21 protein-coding genes are annotated in these 22,670 nt (G+C 69.0%); 14 read left to right on the top strand and 7 right to left on the bottom strand.

Going from position 1 to position 22,670, the window contains the following annotated elements:
• Positions 1-176: 176 nt before the first annotated feature.
• Positions 177-1,766 (bottom strand): peptide chain release factor 3, encoded by a 1,590-nt coding sequence (locus Q673_RS32110; protein ID WP_023006864.1) that lies wholly within the window; start codon positions 1,764-1,766, stop codon positions 177-179.
• A gap of 159 nt (positions 1,767-1,925) precedes the next feature.
• On the opposite strand from Q673_RS32110, the gene Q673_RS32105 reads away from it, so the two are divergent.
• Positions 1,926-3,200 carry an ATP-binding protein gene (locus Q673_RS32105; protein WP_023006863.1) on the top strand — a complete coding sequence of 425 codons (1,275 nt, stop codon included), beginning with the start codon at positions 1,926-1,928 and terminating at the stop codon, positions 3,198-3,200.
• A gap of 22 nt (positions 3,201-3,222) precedes the next feature.
• A complete protein-coding gene (locus Q673_RS32100) occupies positions 3,223-3,762 on the top strand; it encodes a response regulator transcription factor (RefSeq protein ID WP_023006862.1) in 540 nt (179 codons plus the stop codon).
• 77 nt (positions 3,763-3,839) lie between these two features.
• On the opposite strand, the gene Q673_RS32095 is transcribed toward Q673_RS32100, so the two are convergent.
• Entirely contained in the window at positions 3,840-4,607 is a 768-nt protein-coding gene (locus Q673_RS32095) for a 3-hydroxybutyrate dehydrogenase (protein WP_023006861.1), read from the bottom strand.
• Between the two features lie 94 nt (positions 4,608-4,701).
• Positions 4,702-5,166: a [NiFe]-hydrogenase assembly chaperone HybE gene (gene hybE / locus Q673_RS32090; protein ID WP_023006860.1), complete on the bottom strand. Its 465-nt coding sequence runs from the start codon at positions 5,164-5,166 to the stop codon at positions 4,702-4,704.
• Positions 5,167-5,290: 124 nt separating this feature from the next.
• Between hybE and Q673_RS32085 the strand changes: the two genes are divergently transcribed.
• The 3 genes from Q673_RS32085 to Q673_RS32075 all read left to right on the top strand — a co-directional run bounded on the left by Q673_RS32085 (position 5,291) and on the right by Q673_RS32075 (position 7,386).
• Complete coding sequence (locus tag Q673_RS32085; RefSeq protein WP_023006859.1) at positions 5,291-6,112, top strand: inositol monophosphatase family protein; 822 nt, start codon at positions 5,291-5,293, stop codon at positions 6,110-6,112.
• A 133-nt stretch (positions 6,113-6,245) separates the two neighbouring features.
• Positions 6,246-6,521, top strand: coding sequence for a GrxA family glutaredoxin (locus tag Q673_RS32080; RefSeq protein ID WP_023006858.1), 276 nt, complete (start codon positions 6,246-6,248; stop codon positions 6,519-6,521).
• 97 nt (positions 6,522-6,618) lie between these two features.
• Positions 6,619-7,386: a hypothetical protein gene (locus tag Q673_RS32075; RefSeq protein ID WP_023006857.1), complete on the top strand. Its 768-nt coding sequence runs from the start codon at positions 6,619-6,621 to the stop codon at positions 7,384-7,386.
• A gap of 207 nt (positions 7,387-7,593) precedes the next feature.
• On the opposite strand, the gene Q673_RS32070 is transcribed toward Q673_RS32075, so the two are convergent.
• Both Q673_RS32070 and Q673_RS32065 read right to left on the bottom strand, forming a co-directional pair.
• Entirely contained in the window at positions 7,594-8,253 is a 660-nt protein-coding gene (locus Q673_RS32070) for a CoA transferase subunit B (protein WP_023006856.1), read from the bottom strand.
• Between the two features lie 59 nt (positions 8,254-8,312).
• The gene (locus tag Q673_RS32065) at positions 8,313-9,014 is read right to left on the bottom strand and encodes a CoA transferase subunit A (RefSeq protein WP_023006855.1); all 702 of its coding nucleotides are present in this window, start codon (positions 9,012-9,014) and stop codon (positions 8,313-8,315) included.
• Between the two features lie 185 nt (positions 9,015-9,199).
• On the opposite strand from Q673_RS32065, the gene Q673_RS32060 reads away from it, so the two are divergent.
• The 6 genes from Q673_RS32060 (at position 9,200) to Q673_RS32035 (ending at position 14,399) form a co-directional block, all read left to right on the top strand.
• Complete coding sequence (locus Q673_RS32060) at positions 9,200-10,090, top strand: LysR family transcriptional regulator (protein ID WP_023006854.1); 891 nt, start codon at positions 9,200-9,202, stop codon at positions 10,088-10,090.
• 154 nt (positions 10,091-10,244) lie between these two features.
• Positions 10,245-11,114 carry an acyltransferase gene (locus Q673_RS32055; protein ID WP_023006853.1) on the top strand — a complete coding sequence of 290 codons (870 nt, stop codon included), beginning with the start codon at positions 10,245-10,247 and terminating at the stop codon, positions 11,112-11,114.
• Positions 11,063-11,998 (top strand): LysM peptidoglycan-binding domain-containing protein, encoded by a 936-nt coding sequence (locus Q673_RS32050; protein ID WP_235048529.1) that lies wholly within the window; start codon positions 11,063-11,065, stop codon positions 11,996-11,998. Before Q673_RS32055 ends, Q673_RS32050 begins: the two co-directional genes overlap by 52 nt.
• A 96-nt stretch (positions 11,999-12,094) precedes the next feature.
• The gene (locus Q673_RS32045; protein WP_023006851.1) at positions 12,095-13,249 is read left to right on the top strand and encodes a glycosyltransferase family 4 protein; all 1,155 of its coding nucleotides are present in this window, start codon (positions 12,095-12,097) and stop codon (positions 13,247-13,249) included.
• Positions 13,221-13,763, top strand: coding sequence for a phosphatase PAP2 family protein (locus Q673_RS32040; RefSeq protein ID WP_023006850.1), 543 nt, complete (start codon positions 13,221-13,223; stop codon positions 13,761-13,763). Before Q673_RS32045 ends, Q673_RS32040 begins: the two co-directional genes overlap by 29 nt.
• 24 nt (positions 13,764-13,787) lie before the next feature.
• Positions 13,788-14,399 carry an alpha-ketoglutarate-dependent dioxygenase AlkB family protein gene (locus tag Q673_RS32035; protein ID WP_023006849.1) on the top strand — a complete coding sequence of 204 codons (612 nt, stop codon included), beginning with the start codon at positions 13,788-13,790 and terminating at the stop codon, positions 14,397-14,399.
• A gap of 179 nt (positions 14,400-14,578) precedes the next feature.
• On the opposite strand, the gene Q673_RS32030 is transcribed toward Q673_RS32035, so the two are convergent.
• Positions 14,579-15,985, bottom strand: a complete 1,407-nt coding sequence (locus Q673_RS32030; RefSeq protein WP_023006848.1) for an alanine/glycine:cation symporter family protein — start codon at positions 15,983-15,985, stop codon at positions 14,579-14,581.
• Positions 15,986-16,500: 515 nt separating this feature from the next.
• Between Q673_RS32030 and gcvH the strand changes: the two genes are divergently transcribed.
• Positions 16,501-16,893 carry a glycine cleavage system protein GcvH gene (gcvH, locus tag Q673_RS32025; protein WP_023006847.1) on the top strand — a complete coding sequence of 131 codons (393 nt, stop codon included), beginning with the start codon at positions 16,501-16,503 and terminating at the stop codon, positions 16,891-16,893.
• Positions 16,894-17,002: 109 nt separating this feature from the next.
• Positions 17,003-19,897, top strand: a complete 2,895-nt coding sequence (gcvP, locus tag Q673_RS32020) for an aminomethyl-transferring glycine dehydrogenase (RefSeq protein ID WP_023006846.1) — start codon at positions 17,003-17,005, stop codon at positions 19,895-19,897.
• A 78-nt stretch (positions 19,898-19,975) separates the two neighbouring features.
• On the opposite strand, the gene Q673_RS32015 is transcribed toward gcvP, so the two are convergent.
• Positions 19,976-20,947 carry a LysR family transcriptional regulator gene (locus tag Q673_RS32015; RefSeq protein ID WP_023006845.1) on the bottom strand — a complete coding sequence of 324 codons (972 nt, stop codon included), beginning with the start codon at positions 20,945-20,947 and terminating at the stop codon, positions 19,976-19,978.
• Between the two features lie 283 nt (positions 20,948-21,230).
• Between Q673_RS32015 and ppnN the strand changes: the two genes are divergently transcribed.
• Positions 21,231-22,592, top strand: a complete 1,362-nt coding sequence (gene ppnN, locus Q673_RS32010; RefSeq protein WP_023006844.1) for a nucleotide 5'-monophosphate nucleosidase PpnN — start codon at positions 21,231-21,233, stop codon at positions 22,590-22,592.
• Positions 22,593-22,670 lie beyond the last annotated feature (78 nt).

Below are 22,670 nucleotides of genomic sequence, written 5' to 3'. Positions count from 1 at the left end.
GGAAAGCACACCAGCCTTGCTAAGCGCTCAAAGCGAGGGGCGCCGGGGGCGGGCCGAAGAGGAGGTCCTATGCCAGGGATGGCATCGGTAGCGCCCAGGGAGGGGTTCACAGCGCCTCCTCGAAGAGCCCGCCGCCGGATCAGCCACGAGCGATCCGGCGACATACCGCCAAGCTATCAGTGCTCGCGGGTAGGCTGGAAGCGAATCTCCGGCCAGCGCTCCTGGGTCATCTGCAGGTTCACGCGCGTGGGGGCGATGTAGGTCAGGTAGCCGCCGCCGTCGATGGCCAGGTTGTTACTGGCCTTGCGCTTGAACTCCTCGAGCTTCCTGGCGTCGTCGCAGTAGACCCAGCGGGCGGTGTAGACGTTCACCCCCTCGTAGACCGCCTCGACCTTGTACTCCTCCTTGAGGCGGTGGGCGACCACGTCGAACTGCAGGGTACCCACGGCGCCGAGGATCAGGTCGTTGTTGTCCAGCGGCATGAAGACCTGGGTGGCGCCCTCCTCGGAGAGCTGCTGCAGCCCCTTCTGCAGCGCCTTCATCTTTAGCGGGTCCTTGAGGCGCACGCGCTTGAAGAGCTCGGGGGCGAAGTGAGGGATGCCGGTGAAGCGCATGTCCTCGCCCTGGGTGAAGGTATCGCCGATCTGGATGGTGCCGTGGTTGTGCAGGCCGATGATGTCGCCGGGCCACGCCTCCTCCACCTGAGAGCGGTCCGAGGCCATGAAGGTGAGGGCGTCGGCGATCTTGACGTCCTTGCCGATGCGCACGTGGCGCATCTTCATGTTCTTCTCGTACTTGCCCGAGCAGACCCGCAGGAAGGCGATGCGGTCGCGGTGGTTGGGGTCCATGTTGGCCTGGATCTTGAACACGAAGCCGGTGAAGCGGTCGTCATCGGCCTTCACCGTGCGGGTGTCGGTCTCGCGGGGCTGGGGCGGCGGGGCATACTCGACGAAGCCGTCGAGCATCTCGCGCACGCCGAAGTTGCCCATGGCGGTACCGAAGTAGACCGGGGTCAGCTCGCCGCGCAGGTAGGCGTCGTGGTCGAAGGCGTGGGAGGCGCCGCGCACCAGCTCCACCTCCATGCGCAGCTCCTCGGCCTGCTCCTCGCCCAGCACCTCGTCCACCTCGGGGCTGTCGAGCCCCTCGATGCGCCGATCATCCGGGATGCGGCTGCCCTGCCCCTGGGTATAGAGGTGGATCACGTCGTTGTAGAGGTGGTAGACCCCCTTGAAGTGGCGCCCCATGCCAATCGGCCAGGTCATCGGCGCGCACTGGATGTTCAGCACCTCCTCGACCTCGTCCATCACCTCGATGGGATCGCGGATGTCGCGGTCCATCTTGTTGACGAAGGTCAGGATCGGCGTGGTGCGCAGCCGGCACACTTCCATCAGCTTGATGGTCCGCGCCTCGACACCCTTGGCGCCGTCGATCACCATCAGGGCCGAGTCCACCGCGGTGAGGGTGCGGTAGGTGTCCTCGGAGAAGTCCTCGTGGCCGGGGGTGTCGAGCAGGTTGACGATGCGTCCGCCGTAGGGGAACTGCATCACCGAGGTGGTCACCGAGATGCCGCGCTCCTGCTCCATCTTCATCCAGTCGGAAGTGGCGTGGCGGTCATCGCGCTTGCTCTTCACCGAGCCGGCCAGCTGGATGGCGTTCCCGAACAGCAGCATCTTCTCGGTGATGGTGGTCTTGCCCGCATCGGGGTGCGAAATGATGGCGAAGGTTCTTCTCAGCCCGACTTCTCGGGCCAGGGTGGCGTCTGACATCGATGGGGGTTCGTCGTCGTGGCACCGGGGCGGTGCGTGAGTGATGGCCGCATGGCGCGATGGCGGCATTCTACGCCCTCGCGGGGCCGAAATGTAGGCCGCCGCGCCCAACGGCTGGCAGCGTCGCGCTATGATGGAGGTCCAGAACCGGGAGTCACCATGCCAGTCACCCAGCCGCTGCCCCTCTCCACCCCCAACCGCAACCTGGTGCGCCTGACCATCGTGCGCGGTATCACCTGGACCGGCTTCCTCGCCGCCATCATCTTCGGCGTCGAGGTGCTCGGCTTCCAGCTGCGGGTCACCGCGGTGATCGGCGTGGTGCTGGCGATGGCGCTGATCAACCTGGCCACCTGGTGGCGCCTGGGCCGCCACCGCGCCGTCAGCGACGACGAGTACCTGCTGCACCTGCTGGCCGACGTCGCCGGGCTGACGCTACTGTTCTACTTCACCGGTGGCGCCAGCAACCCCTTCATCACCTACTACCTGGTGCCGGTGACCATCGCCGCGGCCACCCTGCCCTGGCGCTGCGCCTGGATCATCGCCGCCACCTCCATGGTCGGCTACAGCACCCTGCTCGCCTTCCACCAGCCGGTCCCCCAGCTCACCGGCGGCCATGCCGGCAGCACCGGGCTCAACCTGCACGTGCTCGGCATGTGGCTCAACTTCGCCCTCTCCGCGGGGCTGGTGACCTTCTTCATCTACAAGATGGCCCACGCCCTACGCAGCCGGGAGCAGGCCCTGTCGCGCACCCGCGAGGCGGCGCTGCGCAACGAGCAGGTGCTGGCGGTGGCCACCCAGGCCGCCGGCACCGCCCACGAGCTGGGCACCCCGCTCTCCACCATGGCGGTGCTGCTCGCCGAGATGCGCGAGGAGGCCACGGAAAACCCCATGCTGCAGAAGGACATCGAACTGCTGCGCCGCCAGGTCGACACCTGCAAGCGCCGCCTGCAGGAGCTGGTGGAGAGCGCCGACCGCCGGCGCATGGGCGAACCGCGCATCGAGGACGCCGAGGTGTGGCTGGCGGGCCTGGTACAGCGCTGGCTGGTGCTGCGTCCGGACGTCAGCCACCGGCTGGAGGTGGCCGAGCACCGCGGCCGCCCCTGGCTGGCGGTGGACACCACGCTGGAGCAGGCGCTAACCAACCTGCTCAACAACGCCGCCGACGCCAACCCCGACGACATCGCCATCCGCCTGGACTGGCACGACGAGGAGGTGGTGATCGACATCCGCGACCACGGCCCCGGGGTGGCCCTCTCCATCGCCGACCAGCTCGGCGAGACCTTCGTCTCCACCAAGAGCAAGGGCATGGGCATCGGGCTGTTCCTGACCCACGCCACCATCAACCGTTTCGGCGGCGGCGTCAGCCTCTACAATCACCCGGAGGGCGGCACCCTCACCGAGGTGGTGCTGCCGCGCAGCGCCGCCGCCAACTGAACCCCAACCGTGCGAGAGTCCCATGCAAGAGACGCCCGAACGCCTGCTGATCATCGATGACGACGAGATGTTCTGCCACGTGCTCGACCGCGCCATGACGCGCCGCGGCTACGAGGTGGTGGTGGCGCGCGATGCCCAGGAGGCGCTCTCCCTGGCACGCCAGCACCGGCCGACGCTGGCCACCCTCGACCTCAAGCTGGAGAACGAGTCCGGCCTCAAGCTGCTGCCCGAACTGCTCGAGGTGGTGCCCGCGTGTCGCGTGGTGATCCTCACCGGCTACTCGAGCATCGCCACCGCGGTGGAGGCGATCAAGCTGGGCGCGGTGAACTACCTGTGCAAGCCGGCGGATGCCGACGAGGTGCTGGCCGCCTTCGACAAGGATGCCGGCGACCCGGAGACCGAGGTGGCCGAACAGCCCCCCTCCATCAACCGCATCGCCTGGGAGCATATCCAGAAGGTGCTGCAGGAACACGACGGCAACATCTCGGCCACCGCCCGCGCCCTGGGGATGCACCGGCGCACCCTGCAGCGCAAGCTGCAGAAGCGGCCGGTGAGACGCTAGGAACAAGGGGCAAGGAGCGAGGCATCAAGGGGTTCCTTGCCGCTGGCTCCCTGTGGCGTGCCGCTGGCCGACGGCGCTTACTGCGCCGTCCACCCCAGGTCGATGTTCCAGCTGGCGCCGGTGACGGCGCCGGCGGCGTCGGAGGCGAGGTAGGCCACCAGCTCGGCCACCTCGGCGGGCTCGATCAGACGCTTGACGGCGGCGTTCTTGAGCATGATCTGCTCGATCACCTCCTGCTCCTGCATGCTGTGCAGCCTGGCCTGGTCGGCGATCTGGTTGTCCACCAGCGGCGTCTTCACGTAGGCCGGGCAGATGGCGTTGGCGGTGATACCCTGGGCGCCCCCCTCCAGCGCGGCGGTCTTGGTCAGGCCGATCATGCCGTGCTTGGCGCTGATGTAGGCCGACTTGCCCGGCGAGGCCACCTGGGCGTGGACCGAGGCGATGTTGACGATGCGCCCCCAGCCGTTCTCGCGCATGGAGGGCCAGGCCGCCTGGGTAAGCAGGAAGGGGGCGGTCAGCATCAGGTCGATGATCTGGCGCCACTTCGCCTCGGGGAACGCCTCGATGGGCGAGACGTGCTGGATGCCGGCGTTGTTGACCAGGATATCCACCCGGCCGAAGCGCTTGACCGCCTCCGCCACGGCCGCCTTGCAGGCCTCGCCGTCGGTCAGGTCGGCCTGGAAGAAGGCGGCCCCCGCCTGCTCAGCGACCTCCTGGCCTGCCGGGTTGAAGTCCACGGCCAGCACCTGGTGGCCCAGCGAGCAGAAGTGGCGCACCACTGCCTCGCCGATGCCGCTGCTGGTGCCGGTGACGAGGGCGACGCGGGGGGTGACGGTACCTGACATGGACGACTCCTTGTTCGATTCACGTTGACGGGACAACCGCGCGCCCAGCATAAGGCGCAGGCGGTCGCCCGCGCCACCTCGGCGACGGCCGGACTCAGCCCGGCTCGCCCTCGGGCGGCCCAGACGCCGCCTCCTCTGCCGGCGCCATGACGCGCTCCATCAGCCGCTGGGCCAGGCGGCTGGCGGCCTGGCGGCTGTCGAGGTCGGCCAGGTCATCCAGCAGCACCAGGCGCCAGCAGGAGAGCGAATCGCCCAGGGCAACGGCCTCCAGCGGGTAGCGCCCGGAGGGCAGCGTGAGGGTGGTCCGCGCGCCAGGCTCGGGACCCGGTGCCGCCTCCTCGGCGGGCAGCATCACCAGCCACAGCGACAGCGGCGTCACCAGGGCCCCCACCAGCTGCTCGCCATGCTCGGGCAGGCGGTAGCACTGGAAACAGAGGGCATCGGCGGCCAGGCGCGGGTTGAAGTGGGGCGCGGCCTTGGCCTCGCGCTGGTGGGCGGCAGTCCAGGCGCGGGCCAGGTCTCGCAGCCGACGGTACTGCTCGGGCGTCAGGGCATGCATGGCTCTCTCCTCGGCGACGAATCGCGCCAGTATAGGGAGTCTCTCGGCGAGGGCCCAGCCGCCCTGCCGAAGCGCTGCCCGAGCTGTTAGGCTGTCGCCATAGCCACCGCCCCGGAGAGTGCCCATGAACGACACCGAGCGTCTCGCCATCGTCCTCGAGATCGCGCGGGAGGCCGGCGAGCGGATCCGCCACGCCCGCCGCCACCAGGACTTCGGCCGCCGCTACAAGGGAGGGCAGGAGCTGGTCACCGACATCGACGTGGCGGTGGACCGCCATATCGCCGAGCGGCTGGAGGCTGCCTTCCCCGGCGAGGCGCGCCTCAGCGAGGAGCTGGCCCCGGACAAGGGCGACCTGGCCGCCAGCGGGCCACTCTGGGTGGTGGACCCCATCGACGGCACCGTCAACTTCGCCCACGGCCTGCACCATGTGGCGGTCTCCATGGCCTTCCTGGTGGATGGTGAGACCCGCCTCGGGGTGGTCCACGCCCCCTTCCTTGAGGAGACCTTCACCGCGATCCGCGGCGAGGGCGCCTGGTGCAACGACGCGCCGATCCATGCCAGCCGCCGCCGCGAGCTCGGGCGCAGCCTGGTGGCCACCGGCTTCCCCTATCGCCGCGACAGCCGCCCGCCCCTGCTGCGCCGCCTGGCGGCCGTGCTGGACCACTGCCAGGACGTGCGCCGCAACGGCTCCGCGGCCCTCGACCTCTGCGACGTAGCGTGCGGGCGGCTGGATGCCTACTACGAGAGCGTCTCGCCCTGGGACTTCGCCGCCGGCTGGCTGATCGCCGCCGAGGCGGGCGCGCGGGTCGGCCACCTCTACCCCTGCCCCAAGGGCATTCCCCCCGCGCTCTTCGGCCACAACCTGCTGGTGTCGAGCCCCGGCATCCATGCCGAACTGGGCGAGCTGTTGCGCCGCGCTGACGCCGGCGAGCTCGCAGCGCCCTGACCCGGGCTGCGCCGGCGACGCGATAGCGCCTGCCAATGGCCGGCCTCGACAGCCCCTATTGGCCTCAGGGCGGCGGATCACCGACAATAGGCCCCACGTCCATTTTCATGCGCCGCGTGCGCAAGGAGAGCCCATGTTCGTGACCCTCTACGGCCGCCCCGGCTGCCCCTTCTGCGTCTTCGCCAAGGACCTCGCCCAACGCCTCGAGGCCGCCGGCGCCATCGACGGCTTTCGCTATGTCGACATGCCGACCGAGGGGCTGACCAAGGCCGACCTCACCGCCAAGGTGGGTAAGCCGGTGCACACCGTGCCCCAGGTGTTCCTCGACGACACCCCCATCGGCGGCTTCTCCGAGTTCGACCAGTATGTGCGCGACCACGACCTGATGGCCGCTGCCCAGCCCCACTGATCCCGACCGCCCGGCTGCGTGGTCGTGGCGTTGAAAGGCTCTCTGCCCAGGCTGCCTATACTTCCCGCCAGTCTCGACGACAAGGGAAGGAAGTTCGATGCAGAGGGAAGAGTTCATCCAGCAGCTGTGGCTGGATTTCGTTCACCAGCACCCGGAGATCGGCGGCCTGCGGCTATGGCCGGTCGACGCCCCCGCCGAGTACCTGGCGCTGCTGACCCTCAACCATCGCCATCACGGCATGGATGCCCTGCTCCCCTCCCTAGAACACTTCGGTTATCGCGTCCGCCACCGCCATGCTATGGCCGACCGTGGCCTGCTGGTCAACCTGCTGGCCGGTCCCGACGAGGGCCCCTGGCTGGTGGTGGCCGAACTGCAGCTGGGCACCCTGGCCAGGGCCCCGCGGGAGCGGCTCGAGGCGCTGGTCAACCAAGCCAGCGAGACGGCCCACCGCGGCCCCAACCGGCTGTGCCGCGGCCGCCCCTGGCCGATGCCCGACTGGGCCACCTACCAGGCGCTCTACCAGGCCCACCCGCTGGCGGCGCTGCTGGCGGTCAACGGACCACGGCTGCACCACGTGGGCTATGACTGCCAGCGTCTGGGCGACGCCCTGACGCGCCTCGACGAGGGCCTCGAGCAAGCCGGCTTCGCCGGCACCGACGACCGCCATCATGGCCTCTTCCCGGTATCGCCCCTGCTCGACTACCGCTTCTACCCGACCGGCTCGCGACGCCTGCCCTTCGCCGAGGGCGACGAGCACCGCATCGAGACCGGCGGCCTGGCGCTGGTGCAGAAGGCGGTCAGCGCCAACCAGGAGCGCGCGGTGGAGCTGCTGCTGCCACATCACACTCGCTGCGAGCTATCATGATCGCTATCCACAGAATCTGTGGATAACGCTGTGCAACATCCCCGTGCGCCCCCGATGCCGCAGGCCCTGGCGCCGGATGGTCAGCGAATCGCCAGCCGCGAGGCGGCAAAGTGGCGGGTCGCTCGATGATGGCCCCAAACGCCAGCGGCCCGGACAGTCGTCCGGGCCGCTGGCGTTCACGGGGTCCCATGGCGGGAGCCGCGAGACTCAGTCGAAGGTCATCTCCGGCACATGGTCCGGCACCACCAGCTTGCCGGCGGTCAGCGTCCGGATCTCCTCGACAGAGACGCCCGGGGCGCGCTCCTTGAGGTGGAAGGCGCCATCCTTGATCTCCAGGTAGGCGAGGTCGGTCAGCACCCGGTTGATGCAGCCGGCGCCGGTCAGCGGCAGGTTGCAGCTCTCCAGCAGCTTGGACTCGCCATGCTTGGAGGCGTGGGTCATGGTGCAGATGATGTTCTCCGCGCCGGCCACCAGGTCCATGGCACCGCCCATGCCCTTGATCAGCTTGCCGGGAATCATCCAGGAGGCGATGTTGCCGTTCTGGTCGACCTCGAAGGCGCCCAGCACGGTCAGGTCGACGTGGCCGCCGCGGATCATGGCGAAGGATTCCGCGGAGTCGAAGATCGCCGCGCCGGGACGAGCGGTGACGGTCTGCTTGCCGGCGTTGATCATGTCCGGGTCGACCTCCGCCTCGGTGGGGAAGCGCCCCATGCCCAACAGACCGTTCTCGGATTGCAGCATGACGTCGATGCCGTCGGGGACGTAGTTGGCCACCAGGGTGGGAATGCCGATGCCGAGGTTGACGTAGAAGCCGTCTTCCAGCTCACGCGCCACGCGCATTGCCATCTGTTCGCGAGTCAGTGCCATCTTGTTGCCTCTTTGTTCGGTAAGAAACGATCGTTGAGAAACGCTTGCCGCGGGGGGGATCACGCCTCGCGCACGGTGCGCTTCTCGATGCGCTTCTCGAAGGAGCCCTGGATGATACGATCGACGTAGATCCCCGGGGTGTGGATCTGGTCCGGCTTGAGCTCGCCCGGCTCGACGATCTCCTCGACCTCCACTACGGTGATCTTGCCGCAGGTGGCCGCCAGCGGGTTGAAGTTCTGGGCGGTGTCGCGATAAATCACGTTGCCGTAGCGGTCGGCCTTCCACCCCTTGACGATGGCGAAGTCGGCGTGGAACGCCTCCTCGAGGATGTAGTGGCGGCCGTTGAACTCGCGCACCTCCTTGCCCTCGCCGATCGGCGTGCCGTAGCCGGTGGCGGTGTAGAAGGCGGGGATCCCGGCGCCGCCGGCGCGCATCTTCTCGGCCAGGGTGCCCTGGGGGGTGAGGATCACCTCGATCTCGTCGTTGAGCATCTGCTGCTCGAAGAGGGCGTTCTCGCCCACGTAGGAGGCGTAGATGCGCGAGATCTGCTTGTCCTCCAGCAGCAGGCCCAGGCCGAAGCCGTCCACGCCGCAGTTGTTGGAGATGACGGTGAGATCCTTGACCCCGAGCCGCTTGATCTCGGCGATCAGGTTCTCGGGGATGCCGCAGAGGCCGAAGCCACCGGCAGCGACGGTCATGCCGCTGTCAATGCCTGCCATCGCCTCTTCGTAGGAGTTAACGCGCTTGTCGAATCCGGCCATAGGGCGCCTCGTGTTCTTGTGGATGAAGGTCTCGGGACTGCATACCCCGGAAAGGATACCGGGTCGAGGTGGTAACGTCGCCCCAGTGTTGTCCCGCACGATATATTTGTTAAGTTTGTTTTTCTTATCGTTTGATCGGGCAGACTTATTAATTACACCTTCGTCGTAGGTCGCCGGGAGGCATCATGACCGTCAAGCAGCTGCGTGCCTTCCTCGCCGTCGCCAGGACCCTGAGCTTCACCCAGGCCTGCGAACACCTGCACCTCTCCCAGCCAGCGCTGAGCCTAGCCATCAAGGGGCTCGAGGAGAGCCTCGGTGGCCGCCTGCTGACACGCAGCACCCGCAGCGTGCGCCTTACCCCCGAAGGGGAGTCGCTGGTGCCGCTGGCCAAGCAGCTGCTGGCCGAGTGGGACAACACCGAGGAGCTGATGCGCCAGCGCTTCACCCTGCAGATGGGTCGCCTGGGGGTCGCGGCCATGCCCTCCTTCGCCGGCACCCTGCTGCCGCCGGCGCTGATGGCGTTCCGCAGCCGCTACCCGCGCATCAACGTCACGGTGCACGACGTAATCAACGAGCAGGTGATCGAGATGGTACGCAACCGCCAGGTGGAGCTGGGCATCGCCTTCGAGCCCGAGGCCAGCGGCAGCCTGGCCTTCACCCCGCTGTTCCGCGACTGCTTCGTCGCCGTGGTGCCACCGGACTCGCTGCTGGCGGGGCACGCCCGGCTCGCCTGGGCGACCCTGCTGACCCGCGACTTCATCGCCCTGCAGCGCCCCTCCATGGTACGCCGCCTGCTGGAGCAGCAACTGACCGCCGAGGGCATGCGCCTGCCCACCGCCTTCGAGAGCCACCAGCTGGCCACCGTGGGGCGGATGGTGGCCAGCGGCCTCGGGGTGAGCGCTGTGCCCTCGCTGTGTCGCCGCCAGATGGAGGAGCTGGGCGCCCGCTGCCTGCCCCTGGAGGGGCCGGTGATCGAACGCGACGTGGGCATCCTGGTGCAGGGTGAGCTCTCCACCTCCGCCCTGGCGCTGCGCGAGGTGATCGTCGACACCCTGGGCACGCCCAGTGAGGCATAGCCCTGGCCTTGCCCCCTTATAGCCTTCCCTGGCGCCTTCGCGATCGCCGCCTGGCTGGCGGCGTTGGCACCGGGCGTTGGCCGCCACCGCTGGGCAGCCGTCGGACGATCCTTTAGCATTGCCGGCATTTCCTCGACAACCCATGGAGATCGGCATGTCGACCCTCAGGGGCATCGTCAGCCTGCTGCTGCTCACCCTGACTACCCTGGTGTGGGGCCTGCCCCTGCTGGCGATGACGCTGGTGAAGCTGGTCACCCCCGGGCACCGCCCGCGCCTGGCGGTGCTCCGGGTGCTCAATGCCATCGCCCTCAACTGGATCGGCCTCAACCTGTGGTGGATGCGCCGCTGGCTCAGGCCACAGCTGGAGATCGAGGTGCCGGAGGGCCTCTCCCGCCGGCAGGGCTGGCTGGTGCTCTCCAACCACCGCAGCTGGACCGACATCTTCGTGCTGTTCTTCGCCCTGCACCGGCGCATCCCCATGCCGCGCTTCTTCCTCAAGCGCCAGCTGATCTGGATCCCCATCGTGGGGCTCGCCTGGTGGGCGCTGGAGTTTCCCTTCATGCGCCGCATGACCGCCGCGCAGCGCGCCCGCCACCCCCCTCTCGCCCGCCGCGACCAGGAGGCGACCGAGCGCATGTGCGAGCGCGCCCGGGAGGTGCCTATCGCCATCTTCAACTTCGTGGAGGGCACCCGCTTTACCCCGGCCAAGCATGACGCCCAGGCCTCGCCCTACCACCACCTGCTGCGCCCCCGCGCCGGCGGGGTCGCCCAGGTCCTCGGCCTGCTCGGCGACCAGCTCGCCGGCATCCTCGATGTCACCCTGCACTACGACAATCCGGCCCCCACCTTCTGGGGCTACCTGTGCGGGCGCGAGGGGCGCATCGTGATGCGGGCCCGCCGACTGCCGGTGGAGGCGTGGATGCCCGGCAGCGACTACCAGGACAACCCCGGCGACAAGGAACGCTTCCACGCATGGATCAACGCGCTGTGGCACCAGAAGGACGAGCAACTCTCGCGCTTTTGATCGGCCTGCTGCTGATGCTGGCCGGCTGCGCCTCCCCGTCGACGGAGCGCGCCACCCGTGACGCCGCCCAGGCGGCACGCAGCGGCGGCTGGGTGGTCGTGCAGCGCGGCGACACCCTCGGCGAGCTGGCCCGCGAGGCCGGCGTGCCGCTGGAGCGCCTGCAGCGCTTCAACCCCGGGGTGGACGCTCGCCGCCTCGCCGTGGGCCAGCTCCTGCTGATGCCCACGCACCGCGAGCGCGCCCCCTCCGGCGGCCCCTACCGCTACCAGGTGCGCCCCGGCGACACCTACTCCAGCATCGCGCGGCGCTTCAAGACCCGCGCCTCGCGCCTGCAGGCGGCCAATCCCGGGGTCACCCCCACCCGGCTGGCGGTGGGCCAGCTGATCAGCGTCCCCCTGGGCGGGTCGCCGTCCGCCTCGCCCCGGCGCAGCGTGGCCGACGGCGCCTCTCGCCCCACCTCGCGCCCCTCCCCCTCGGCGAACCGGCCCGACCCCGGCGACCTGCCCGCCTCCTCCCGGCGCTGGCCCTGGCCGCTGGAGGACTATCGCGTGGTGCGCGCCTACGGCACCGACAGCCGCGGCACCCTGCAGCCGATGCTGCTGGCCACCCAGGCGGGCGCTCGGGCCAGGGCGGTGGCCGATGGCGACGTCCGCTTCGCCGGCAGCATGCGCCAGCTCGGCCAGGTGGTGATCGTCCATCACCCCGACAACCTGCAGAGCGTCTACGCCCTCTGCGAGAGGCTGCTGGTCGCCGACGGCAGCGCCGTGACAAGGGGCACCCCCCTCTGCGAGGTGGGCTACAGCAACGCCACCCAGCGCCATGACCTGCTCTTCGACCTGCGCCACGGCGGCAAGCCGGTGGACCCGCGCCGCGTGCTGCGTTGACACCGAACCGTCATGGGTTGGTCGCCTGCCGGTCATCCCCCCTGCCCATCCTGAGGAGCTACCGGGCGCGAAGCCCCGATGGCGACGAGGATGACGATGCGACTCTGTGTGGTCAGCGAGACCTGGGCCCCCGAGATCAACGGGGTCGCCCATACCCTGGGGCAACTGAGCGAGGCGCTGGTCGCCCGCGGCCATGACCTGCAGCTGGTCCGGCCCCGACCGCCCATCCCCGCCAGGGCGGCCGGCGTGGCGCAGGAGCTGCAGGTGGCTGGGCTCGGCGTGCCGGGCTATCGCCAGGTGCGCCTCGGGCTACCCGCCGGACGGCGCATCGCACGGCTGTGGCAGGTGTCGCGGCCCGACGTGGTCTACCTGGCCACCCAGGGCCCCCTGGGCTGGTCCGCGCAACGCATCGCCCGGCGCCTGGGGGTGCCCACGGTGGCGGGCTGGCACACCAACTTCGACCACTACTGCCGCGACTATGGCGTGGCGTGGCTCGCCCCGCTGGTGGAGCGGCACCTGCGAACCTTCCACAATCGCAGCGCGGCCACCCTGGTACCCACCCTGGCACTGGCCGACCGACTCGCCGCACGCGGCTTCCGGGGGCTTGGCACCATGGCACGCGGCATCGACGCCGAGCGCTTCTCGCCCGACCGGCGGGACGAGGCGCTGCGCCGTGAGCTGGGCGCCGATCCCCACACCCCCATCGCCCTCTACGTCGGCCGCCTGGCCCCAGAGAAGAACCTCGACCTGCTCCGCGACACCTGCCTGGCGATGCGCGCCGCGCGCCCCGATCTGCGCCTGGTGATCGTCGGCGATGGGCCCTCCCGGCGGGCCCTGGCCCGCAGCCTGCCCGACGCCCACTTCCCCGGGTTCGTGACGCCCGAGGACCTGCCGCGCTACTACGCCAGCGCCGACCTCTTCCTGTTCCCCTCGCTCTCGGAGACCTGGGGTAACGTGCTGCCCGAGGCCATGGCCAGCGGCCTGGCGGCCATCGCCTTCGCCCATGCGGCCGGCGCCGAGCTCATCGACCCTGGCCACGACGGCCTGGCCCTGCCGCCCGGTGATAGCGACGCCTTCCGCGAGGCCGCGGTGGCGCTGTGCCAGGAACCGGCGCGCTGGGCCCGGATCGGCCGCGCCGCCCGCCAGCGGGCACTGGGCCTTGGCTGGCCCGCCATCGCCGATACCTTCATCGCCACCCTCGAGGATGCCCGGGAGAGATGCCATGCGAGCCCTGCCCCCTGCCGTGTTTGAGCGCCTGGACCTGATCGAGTGGCAGCTGTGCCGCCGCCTGGCGCGCTACAACCTCTATCGGCCCTGGCTCGCCACCCTGCGCCTGGCCAGCGGCCTGGGCGACTGGCCCGCCTGGGTGGCGCTGATCGCCGCCCAGCCGCTGCTGCAGCCCGAACGGGGCTGGCAATACCTGCTGCAGTACGCTGTCACCGCCCTGCTCGCCATCGGCGTCTACCGCCTGCTCAAGACCCGCCTGTGCCGCGAGCGACCCTTCATCACCTTTGTCGGCAACGTCAGTCGCGAGGCGCCGGCCCGGGATCGTTACAGTTTCCCCAGTGGGCACACCATGCATGCGGTGATGTTCCTGCTGCTCACAGCCAGCCACCTGCCCTGGCTGGCACCCTGGCTGCTGCCCCTGGTCGTGCTGATCGCCCTCTCCCGCGTCGCCCTAGGGCTGCACTATGCCAGCGACGTGCTGGCCGGCGGGCTGCTGGGCCTGGGCTTCGCCGGCCTCAGCCTGTGGCTGGCAGGGTGACCCGGGGCGTGGCATCCTCGTCCCATGCTGGAGACCCTGCTCGACGACCCGCCCCTGTGGCTCATCCCGGCGCTGCTGAGCGCTGACGAGGCCGACCGCCTACTCCACCACCTGGACCGGGGGCTGGCCTGGGAGCGGCCCACCCTGCGCCTCTATGGACGCGAGCACCCCATCCCGCGGCGCCAGCTGTGGATGGGCGACCCCGAGGCCCGCTACCGCTACTCGGGACGCGCCTTCGCCCCCTCTCCATGGGAGCCGGCGATCGTCGCGCTCCGCCGCCGCCTCGAGGCACGGCTCGCCGACGCCGGCATCGCCACCGGCTTCAACAGCGTGCTGCTCAATCGCTACGCCGATGGCGAGGAGCGCATGGGCTGGCACAGCGACGACGAGCCCGAGCTCGGCCCGGACCCCGTGATCGCCGCGGTGAGTCTCGGCGCCGAGCGACCGCTGCGCTTCCGCTGGCGCCACCGCGAGGCGCCAGCGTTCAATGTCTGGTTGCCCCATGGCAGCCTGCTGGTGATGGGACCTGGGGTCCAGGCACGCCTGCAGCACGCCCTGCTGCCGCGTCGGCTGCCGGGCCTGCGCATCAGCCTGACCTTCCGTCGGGTGCTCCTGGGGCGGTCGACCGAGCGCTGATCCCTTTCCGGTTTCCGCCAGTCGATGCCTGTGTCGGTTTTAACGAGAAGGATAACGGTATATTTAAGGATATGACACCGGCCTCGTCCGCATGGGCCTCTGGCCGTGCGCCCTGAGGGGCCCAGACGAGAAGAGGCGCCCCGCGGGGCGCCTCTTCGGCCGTCATGGCGAGCGGAGCATCACGACTTGTCGTGATCCAGCTCCTCGCCCGGCAGCACGTCCTCACCGTTGAAGTAGGCTCGGGCCAGCTTGAACACCACCGGCGAAAGCAGCGCCAGGGCGATCAGGTTGGGGATGGCCATCATGGCGTTGAAGGTGTCGGCCATCAGCCAGATGAAGCCCAGGTTGGCCAGGGCACCCAGCGGGATCGCCAGCACGAACAGCACCCGATAGAGCATGATGGAGCGGGTACCAAACAGGAACTGGAAGCACTTCTCGCCGTAGAAGGACCAGCCCAGGATGGTGGTGAAGGCGAACACCGCCAGCGCCAGCGATACCACCTCGTTACCCATGCCCGGCAGCGCCGCGTCGAAGGAGAGCGCGGTGAGCGAGGCACCCGCCTCGCCGGTCTCCCAGACGCCGGCGGTGAGGATCACCAGGGCGGTGATGGAGCAGACGATGATGGTGTCGATGAAGGTGCCGAGCATGGCAATCAGGCCCTGACGCACCGGGTTCTTGGTCTGCGCCGCGGCGTGGGCGATGGGCGCGCTGCCCAGGCCCGCCTCGTTGGAGAAGACCCCACGCGCCACGCCGAAGCGGATGGCCGCCATCACCGCCGCACCGGCGAAGCCACCGACCGCGGCATGGGGGTTGAAGGCGTAGTAAAAGATCATGCCGAAGGCGTCACCGATCTGGCCGGCGTTGATGGCCAGCACGATCAGGCCGGCGCTCACATAGGCGATACCCATGATCGGCACCAGCTTGCCCGCCACCTTGGCGATACGCTTGATGCCGCCCAGGATCACCGCCCCGGCCAGCACCATGATCACCACGCCGGTCACCCAGTGGGGCAGCCCGAAGGTGCTGTCCAGGGCGTCGGCCACGGAGTTGGACTGCACGGTGTTGCCGATCCCGAAGGCCGCCACCGCCCCGAAGAAGGCGAAGGCGCCGCCCAGCCACAGCCACTTACGTCCCAGGCCGTTCTTGATGTAGAACATCGGCCCGCCGACGTGGTAGCCGGTGCTGTCGGTCTCGCGGTAGCGCACCGCCAGCACGGCCTCGGAGAACTTGGTGGCCATGCCCACCAGGGCCGTGATCCACATCCAGAACACCGCGCCAGGCCCCCCCAGGGCAATGGCGGTGGCCACGCCGGCGATGTTGCCGGTGCCGATGGTGGCGGAGAGCGCCGTCATCAGGGCGTTGAAGGGCGAGATCTCGCCGTCATCGTCGCCCTTGGTCTTGCCATCCGGCGTGTGCTTGCCGTCACGGCCCTGCCACATCAGCTTGAAGCCCTCGCCGAGCTTGCGGATCGGCATCAGCTTCAGTCCGGCCTGCAGGTAGAGGCCCACCCCCAGCAGCAGGATGAGCATCACCGGCCCCCATACCAGGCCGTTGATGGCGCCGAAGATACTGTTCAAGGTTTCCACGTGAATCTCCCTAAGCGGTTTGTTGTTGTGCGCCCTGGCTCCCCGCGACGGCCGGGCCGCCGAGTGTCGCGTCTGCCGAACGATCCACCATGATCTGGCAAGACGAACGCAGGAACCACAGCACAGGCCCGCGTAACATAGCGGATTCGATGGCCATGCGGCCACCCAGACGAACGACGCATCTTCAACCCTGCTGCCTGCCAGGGACAGCCGAGTTTCCGATGCGAAACTCGCCCGGGCGCGAGGCGTGCCACACCGAAGCAGCATAGCGCCTTCACCGCGTCGCGTCCTGCCCGGCAGCCTCCGCGCCGCCATACCGGTCCCGGCGTCGCCTGAAGCACCGCAATCCGCCGGGGAGAATGCCGCGGGGGACTGGACGCCTCGGACGCGGCGGGCCACTCTGAATGGCGAGCCATCGCCGCGCTGCCACGGCGGCGGGCGACGGGCTCGCCAAACGCCGCCAATGGCGGTAGCATTCGCCCTGCCCGGAAACTCTTTTCTTATAGGAAATCTCGATGAGCTCTATTCCCGCGAACCTGCGTTACGCCGAAAGCCACGAGTGGGTCCTCGACAACGGCGACGGCACCGTGACCATCGGCATCAGCGACCACGCCCAGGAGGCGCTGGGCGACGTGGTCTTCGTCGAACTGCCCGAGGTCGGTCGCAGCCTCGAGTTGAAGGAGGAGTTCGGCGTGGTCGAGTCGGTCAAGGCCGCCTCCGACCTCTATGCGCCCGTGGCCGGCGAGATCATCGCCGTCAACGAGGCCCTCGAGGATGCGCCCGAGACCCTCAACGAGTCGCCCTACGAGGACGGCTGGATCATGAAGGTCCGCGTCGCGGACGCCGCGCAGCTCGACGACCTGCTCGACGCCGATGGCTACCAGGCCGTGGCCAGCGCCGACGACTGATCCACGCCCCTTGAGCCGGCCCCGCCCGAACGGACGGGGCCGCCGAGGCGTGCTGCCTACTTCGCGTAGGACGCAACCGGTTTTTTCCTAGATATCGACAGGGTGTGACATGGCTCTCGACAATCGCCGCCTGGCCGACCTGGCCGCCCATGATGCCTTCATCCAACGCCACAACGGCCCCCGCGAGGAGGACGTGACGGCCATGCTCGAGGCGCTCGGCGAACCGAGCCTGGATGCCCTGCTCGAGCGCACCATCCCCGCCGACATCCGGCTGGGCCGCGAGCTCGACCTCGACCCGCCCAAGAGCGAGGCCGAGTCGCTCGAATACCTCAGGCGCCTGGCGGCCCAGAACCGCCCCTTCAAGAGCTACCTGGGCCAGGGCTACCACGGCACCCACCTGCCCACGGTGATCCAGCGTAACGTGCTGGAGAACCCCGGCTGGTACACCGCCTACACCCCCTATCAGCCGGAGATCTCCCAGGGCCGCCTCGAGGGCCTGCTCAACTTCCAGCAGATGGTGATGGACCTCACCGGCATGGAGCTGGCCAACGCCTCGATGCTCGACGAGGCCACCGCCGCGGCCGAGGCCATGGCGCTGTGCCGCCGTGCCAACAAGAAGGCCAAGAGCGACGTCTTCTTCGTCGCCGATGACGTCCTGGCCCAGACCCTGGACGTGGTGCGCACCCGTGCCGCCTACTTCGGCTTCGAGCTGGTGGTCGCCCCGGCCGAACAGCTGGCTGAGATCGAGGCCTTCGGTGCCCTGCTCCAGTACCCCGGCGAGAGCGGACGCATCCGCGACCTCGCCCCGCTGCTGGCCGATGCCCGCGAGCGCGGCATCATGACCTGCGTGGCCGCCGACATCATGAGCCTGGTGCTGCTGACCGAGCCCGGCGCGCTGGGCGCCGACATCGTGGTCGGCTCCACCCAGCGCTTCGGCGTGCCGATGGGCTTCGGCGGCCCGCATGCCGCCTACTTCGCCACCACCGACAAGCTCAAGCGCTCGATCCCCGGGCGGATCATCGGCGTCAGCAAGGACAGCCGTGACGGCCAGGCGCTGCGCATGGCGATGCAGACCCGCGAGCAGCATATCCGCCGCGAGAAGGCGACCTCCAACATCTGTACCGCCCAGGCCCTGCTGGCCAACATCGCCGGCTTCTACGCCGTCTACCACGGCGCCGAGGGGCTCACCACCATCGCCAGCCGCATCCACCGCCTGACCACCATCCTGGCCCTCGGGCTTCAGGAGAAGGGCGTCGCCCTGGCCCACGACAGCTGGTTCGACACCCTGCGCCTGACCGGCGTGGACGCCGGCAAGATCCATGGCCGCGCCCTCACCCACGCCATCAACGTGCGCTACTTCGACGGCGGCGACGTGGGCATCAGCCTGGACGAGACCACCACCGCCCATGACCTCGACGTGCTGTTCGACGTGCTGCTGGGCGAGGATCATGGCCTCTCGGTGCGCGAGCTCGACGAGCGCGTGGTGGCCGAGGGCGCGAGCGGCATCCCCGCCGCCTGCCGACGCCAGAGCGACTTCCTGACCCACCCGACCTTCAAGCGCTACCGCAGCGAGACCGAGATGCTGCGCTACCTCAAGCGCCTGGAGAACAAGGACCTGTCGCTGGCCCACGCCATGATCCCGCTGGGCTCCTGCACCATGAAGCTCAACGCCACCAGCGAGATGATCCCCATCACCTGGCCCGAGTTCGCCGAGGTGCACCCCTTCGTGCCCCGCGACCAGGTGGCCGGCTACAAGCAGATGATCGACGAGCTGTCCGCCTTCCTGGTGGAGATCACCGGCTACGACCATATCTCCATGCAGCCCAACTCCGGCGCCCAGGGCGAGTATCTCGGCCTCGTCGCCATCCGCCGCTACCAGGCGGCCAACGGCGAGGGCCACCGCAACGTCTGCCTGATCCCGAGCTCCGCCCACGGCACCAACCCCGCCTCGGCGGCCATGGTGGGCATGAAGGTCGTGGTGGTGGAATGCGACGAGAACGGCAACATCGACATCGATGACCTGCGTGCCAAGGCGGAGCAGCATGCCGATGCGCTCTCGGCGATCATGATCACCTATCCCTCCACCCACGGCGTCTTCGAGGCCGGGGTACGCGAGGTGTGCCGGATCGTCCACGATCACGGCGGCCAGGTCTACGTGGATGGCGCCAACATGAACGCCCAGGTGGGCCTGACCCGCCCCGGCGACTTCGGCGGCGACGTCAGCCACCTCAACCTGCACAAGACCTTCTGCATCCCCCATGGCGGTGGCGGCCCGGGCATGGGTCCGATCGGCGTCAAGGCCCACCTCGCCCCCTACGTGGCCAACCACGTGGTCACCCCCATCGAGGGGGTCAACGACGACTGCGGCGCGGTCTCGGCGGCGGCCTACGGCAGCGCCTCGATCCTGCCGATCTCGTGGGGCTACATCAAGATGATGGGCGCCCGCGGCCTGCGCGAGGCCACGGAGCTGGCGATCCTCAACGCCAACTACATCGCCCGGCGCCTGGGCGAGCACTACCCGGTGCTCTATAAGGGCGAGAACGGCACCGTGGCCCACGAGTGCATCATCGACATCCGCCCGCTCAAGGCCGCCTCCGGCATCAGCGAGGAGGATATCGCCAAGCGCCTGATGGACTACGGCTTCCACGCTCCCACCATGTCCTTCCCGGTCGCCGGCACCCTGATGATCGAGCCCACCGAGTCGGAGTCCCGCTACGAGATCGACCGCTTCTGCGACGCCATGATCGCGATCCGCGAGGAGATCGCCCGGGTCGAGGCCGGCGAATGGCCCGCCGACGACAACCCGCTGGTCAATGCCCCGCACACCATGGCCGACCTGATGGACGACGGCTGGGAGCGCCCCTACTCCCGTGAGCTGGGTGCCTTCCCCACCGAGGCGGTCAAGGCGGCCAAGTACTGGCCGGCGGTCAACCGGGTCGACAACGTCTTCGGCGACCGTCAGCTGATCTGCTCCTGCCCGAGCATCGACGAGTATCGCGACTGAGGGACGCGACTGACCTCGCAGCGGCAGGTAACGCCCGCCCGACACGACCAGGCCCCGCTTCGGCGGGGCCTGGTCGTTTTACGTCGTCGGCGCCGCCGCGTCGCCCTCGGACGCCGGTACCCCGCAGCCGCGAGGCGGCGGGATCTCCTGGGGATCGCCGTAGCCGTGAAGGGCCAGGCGGCGCTGCTCGCGGAAGTCCTCCAGTAGACGCACGTAGCGACGCGGCATCTCGCTGCCCGCCCGGGTCACGCAGTAGTGGGTCTCGTGCACCGCCACCGGCAGCTCCAGCGCCTTGACCTGGCGCTGCCAGGGCGAGGTCTCCAGCACCGGGCGCGACACCACGGTGAAACCCAGCCCCCGGGCCACCGCATCCAGCACCATGCCCACCTCGTTGGTGAAGCCCTGGCGGCGGAAGTGGCTCATGGAGCGGAACTCCTGGGGGAAGTTGCCCCGCAGCAGGGCACTAGCATGGCTCAGCCCATCGAAGTAGCTGATGAAGCCGATGCCCATCAGCTCGGACAGCCCGGTGCCGGCGAAGTCCGCCGGCACCACCAGGCAGAGCGGCTCGCGATGCCAGGGCACCACCTCCAGGTCCGGGTGGCGGATCGGCTCGGTGACGATGCCCAGGTCGTAGCGCCCCGCCAGCACGTCCTGGGTGATCTCCTGGTTGAAGGCGAAGCTGTAGCTCACCGTCAGCCCCGGGTACATCTGCTGCTGCCCCAGCAGGAAGGGATAGAGCATCACCCCGAGGCTGCCGGGCGAGGCCAGGCGGCAGTCCCCGGAGTAGGTGGAGTCGGCGTCCAGGGAGTGACGGAACTGCTCGTGCTCGGCGAACAGCTTGAGCGCGTAGTCGTAGGCACGACGCCCCGCCTCGGTGAGGGTGAAGCGGCGGCCGTGGCGCTCCAGCAGCGGCTTGTCCAGGTAGCGTTCCAGCTTGCGCACGTGCTGGCTCACCCCGGGCTGGGTCATCTCCAGGCGGCGTGCGGTCTGGGTGAAGCTGCCGGTCTCGACCAGGGTGATGAAGGTACGGAAGTAGATCGCGTTGAACATGGCGGGCCACACGACGGGGAATGAGAGCAGGGCTATCGCAGTTACCGAACCAAGGGGCGCTGGGGATAAGCCGAAGAGGAGGTCCGAGGACCAGGGACGGCCGAGGTAGCGTACAGGGAGGTATTTACAGCGCCTCCTCGTAGGCTTATCGCCAGATCAGCCCCGAGCTATCGAGCAGCCAGGCTATCTGCGATAGCCCTGGGAATGAGAGGATTCTATCACCGCCGGAGGAGGCGGCGTGATAGCATCGCCGGGTAAGTCACCGCACGACAAGGATGCCCGCATGCCCGACACCATCTCCAGCACCATCTCGCCGGAAGGCAGCCTCGAGATCCTCTCCCAGCACGAGGTGGCGCGCCTCCACGACACCTCCCGCGCCGGCCTGCACGACCTGCTGCGCCAGTGCGCCCTGGCGGTGCTCAACTGCGGCTCGCCTACCGACGACGGCCTGGCGCTGATGGAGGCCTACGCCGACTTCGACATCGAGGTGGTGCCCCAGGACCGCGGCATCCGCCTCAAGCTGACCAATGCCCCGGCCGAGGCCTTCGTCGACGGCAAGATGATCCGCGGCATCCGCGAGCACCTCTCCGCGGTGCTGCGCGACATCGTCTATGTCTACAACGAGATCCAGGGCCACCAGCGCTTCGACCTGACCACCGGCGAGGGCACCACCAACGCGGTGTTCCATATCCTGCGCAAGGCCGGCACCCTCAAGCCCGGCGTCGACCCCAGCCTGGTGGTGTGCTGGGGCGGCCACTCCATCTCCCGGGAGGAGTACGACTACAGCAAGGACGTGGGCTACCACCTCGGGCTGCGCGAGCTGGACATCTGCACCGGCTGCGGCCCCGGCGCCATGAAGGGGCCCATGAAGGGCGCCAACGTCGCCCACGCCAAGCAGCGCCGCCACCAGGGTCGCTACCTGGGGGTCTCGGAGCCCGGCATCATCGCCGCCGAAGCGCCCAACCCCATCGTCAACGAGCTGGTGGTGATGCCGGACATCGAGAAGCGCCTGGAGGCCTTCGTGCGTCTCGGCCACGGCATCATCGTCTTCCCCGGCGGCGTGGGCACCGCCGAGGAGATCCTCTACCTGCTGGGGATCCTGCTGCACCCGGACAACGCCGACATGGCGCTGCCGGTGATCTTCACCGGCCCGGCCAGCAGCGCGGAGTACTTCCAGCGCATCGACGAATTCCTCGCCTATACCCTGGGCGAGGAGGCGCGCCGGCGCTACCGCATCATCGTCGATGACCCCACCGAGGTCGCCCGCGCCATGCGTAAGGGCGTCGACGAGGTCGCCGAGTACCGCCGCGCCCGCCAGGATGCCTTCTACTTCAACTGGCGGCTGACCATCGACCGCCCCTTCCAGGCGCCCTTCGCGCCCACCCACGAGGCCATGGCCAGCCTGGCCCTCAACCGCGACCAGCCGGTGCATGAGCTGGCGGCCAACCTGCGCCGCGCCTTCTCCGGCATCGTCGCCGGCAACGTCAAGGAGCACGGCATCCGCGCCATCAAGGCGCATGGCCCCTTCCGGCTCAGCGCCGAACCCGAGCTGATGGCGCGCCTGGACGCCCTGCTCGACTCCTTCGTTGCCCAGGGGCGGATGAAGCTCTCCGGCGAGTACGAGCCCTGCTATACGCTGGGATAGAAGGAAGGGGCAAGGGGCAAGGGGCAAGGGGCAAGGGGCAAGCCAGGATGATCAAGCATCAAAGCCTGTAACTGAGGG

Source organism: Halomonas sp. PBN3 (assembly GCF_000475415.1).
In the GTDB taxonomy this organism is placed as follows: Bacteria; Pseudomonadota; Gammaproteobacteria; order Pseudomonadales; family Halomonadaceae; genus Halomonas; species Halomonas shengliensis.
Note: the sequence above shows the minus strand (reverse complement) of the source record. Positions and strands in the feature narration are given on the sequence as shown.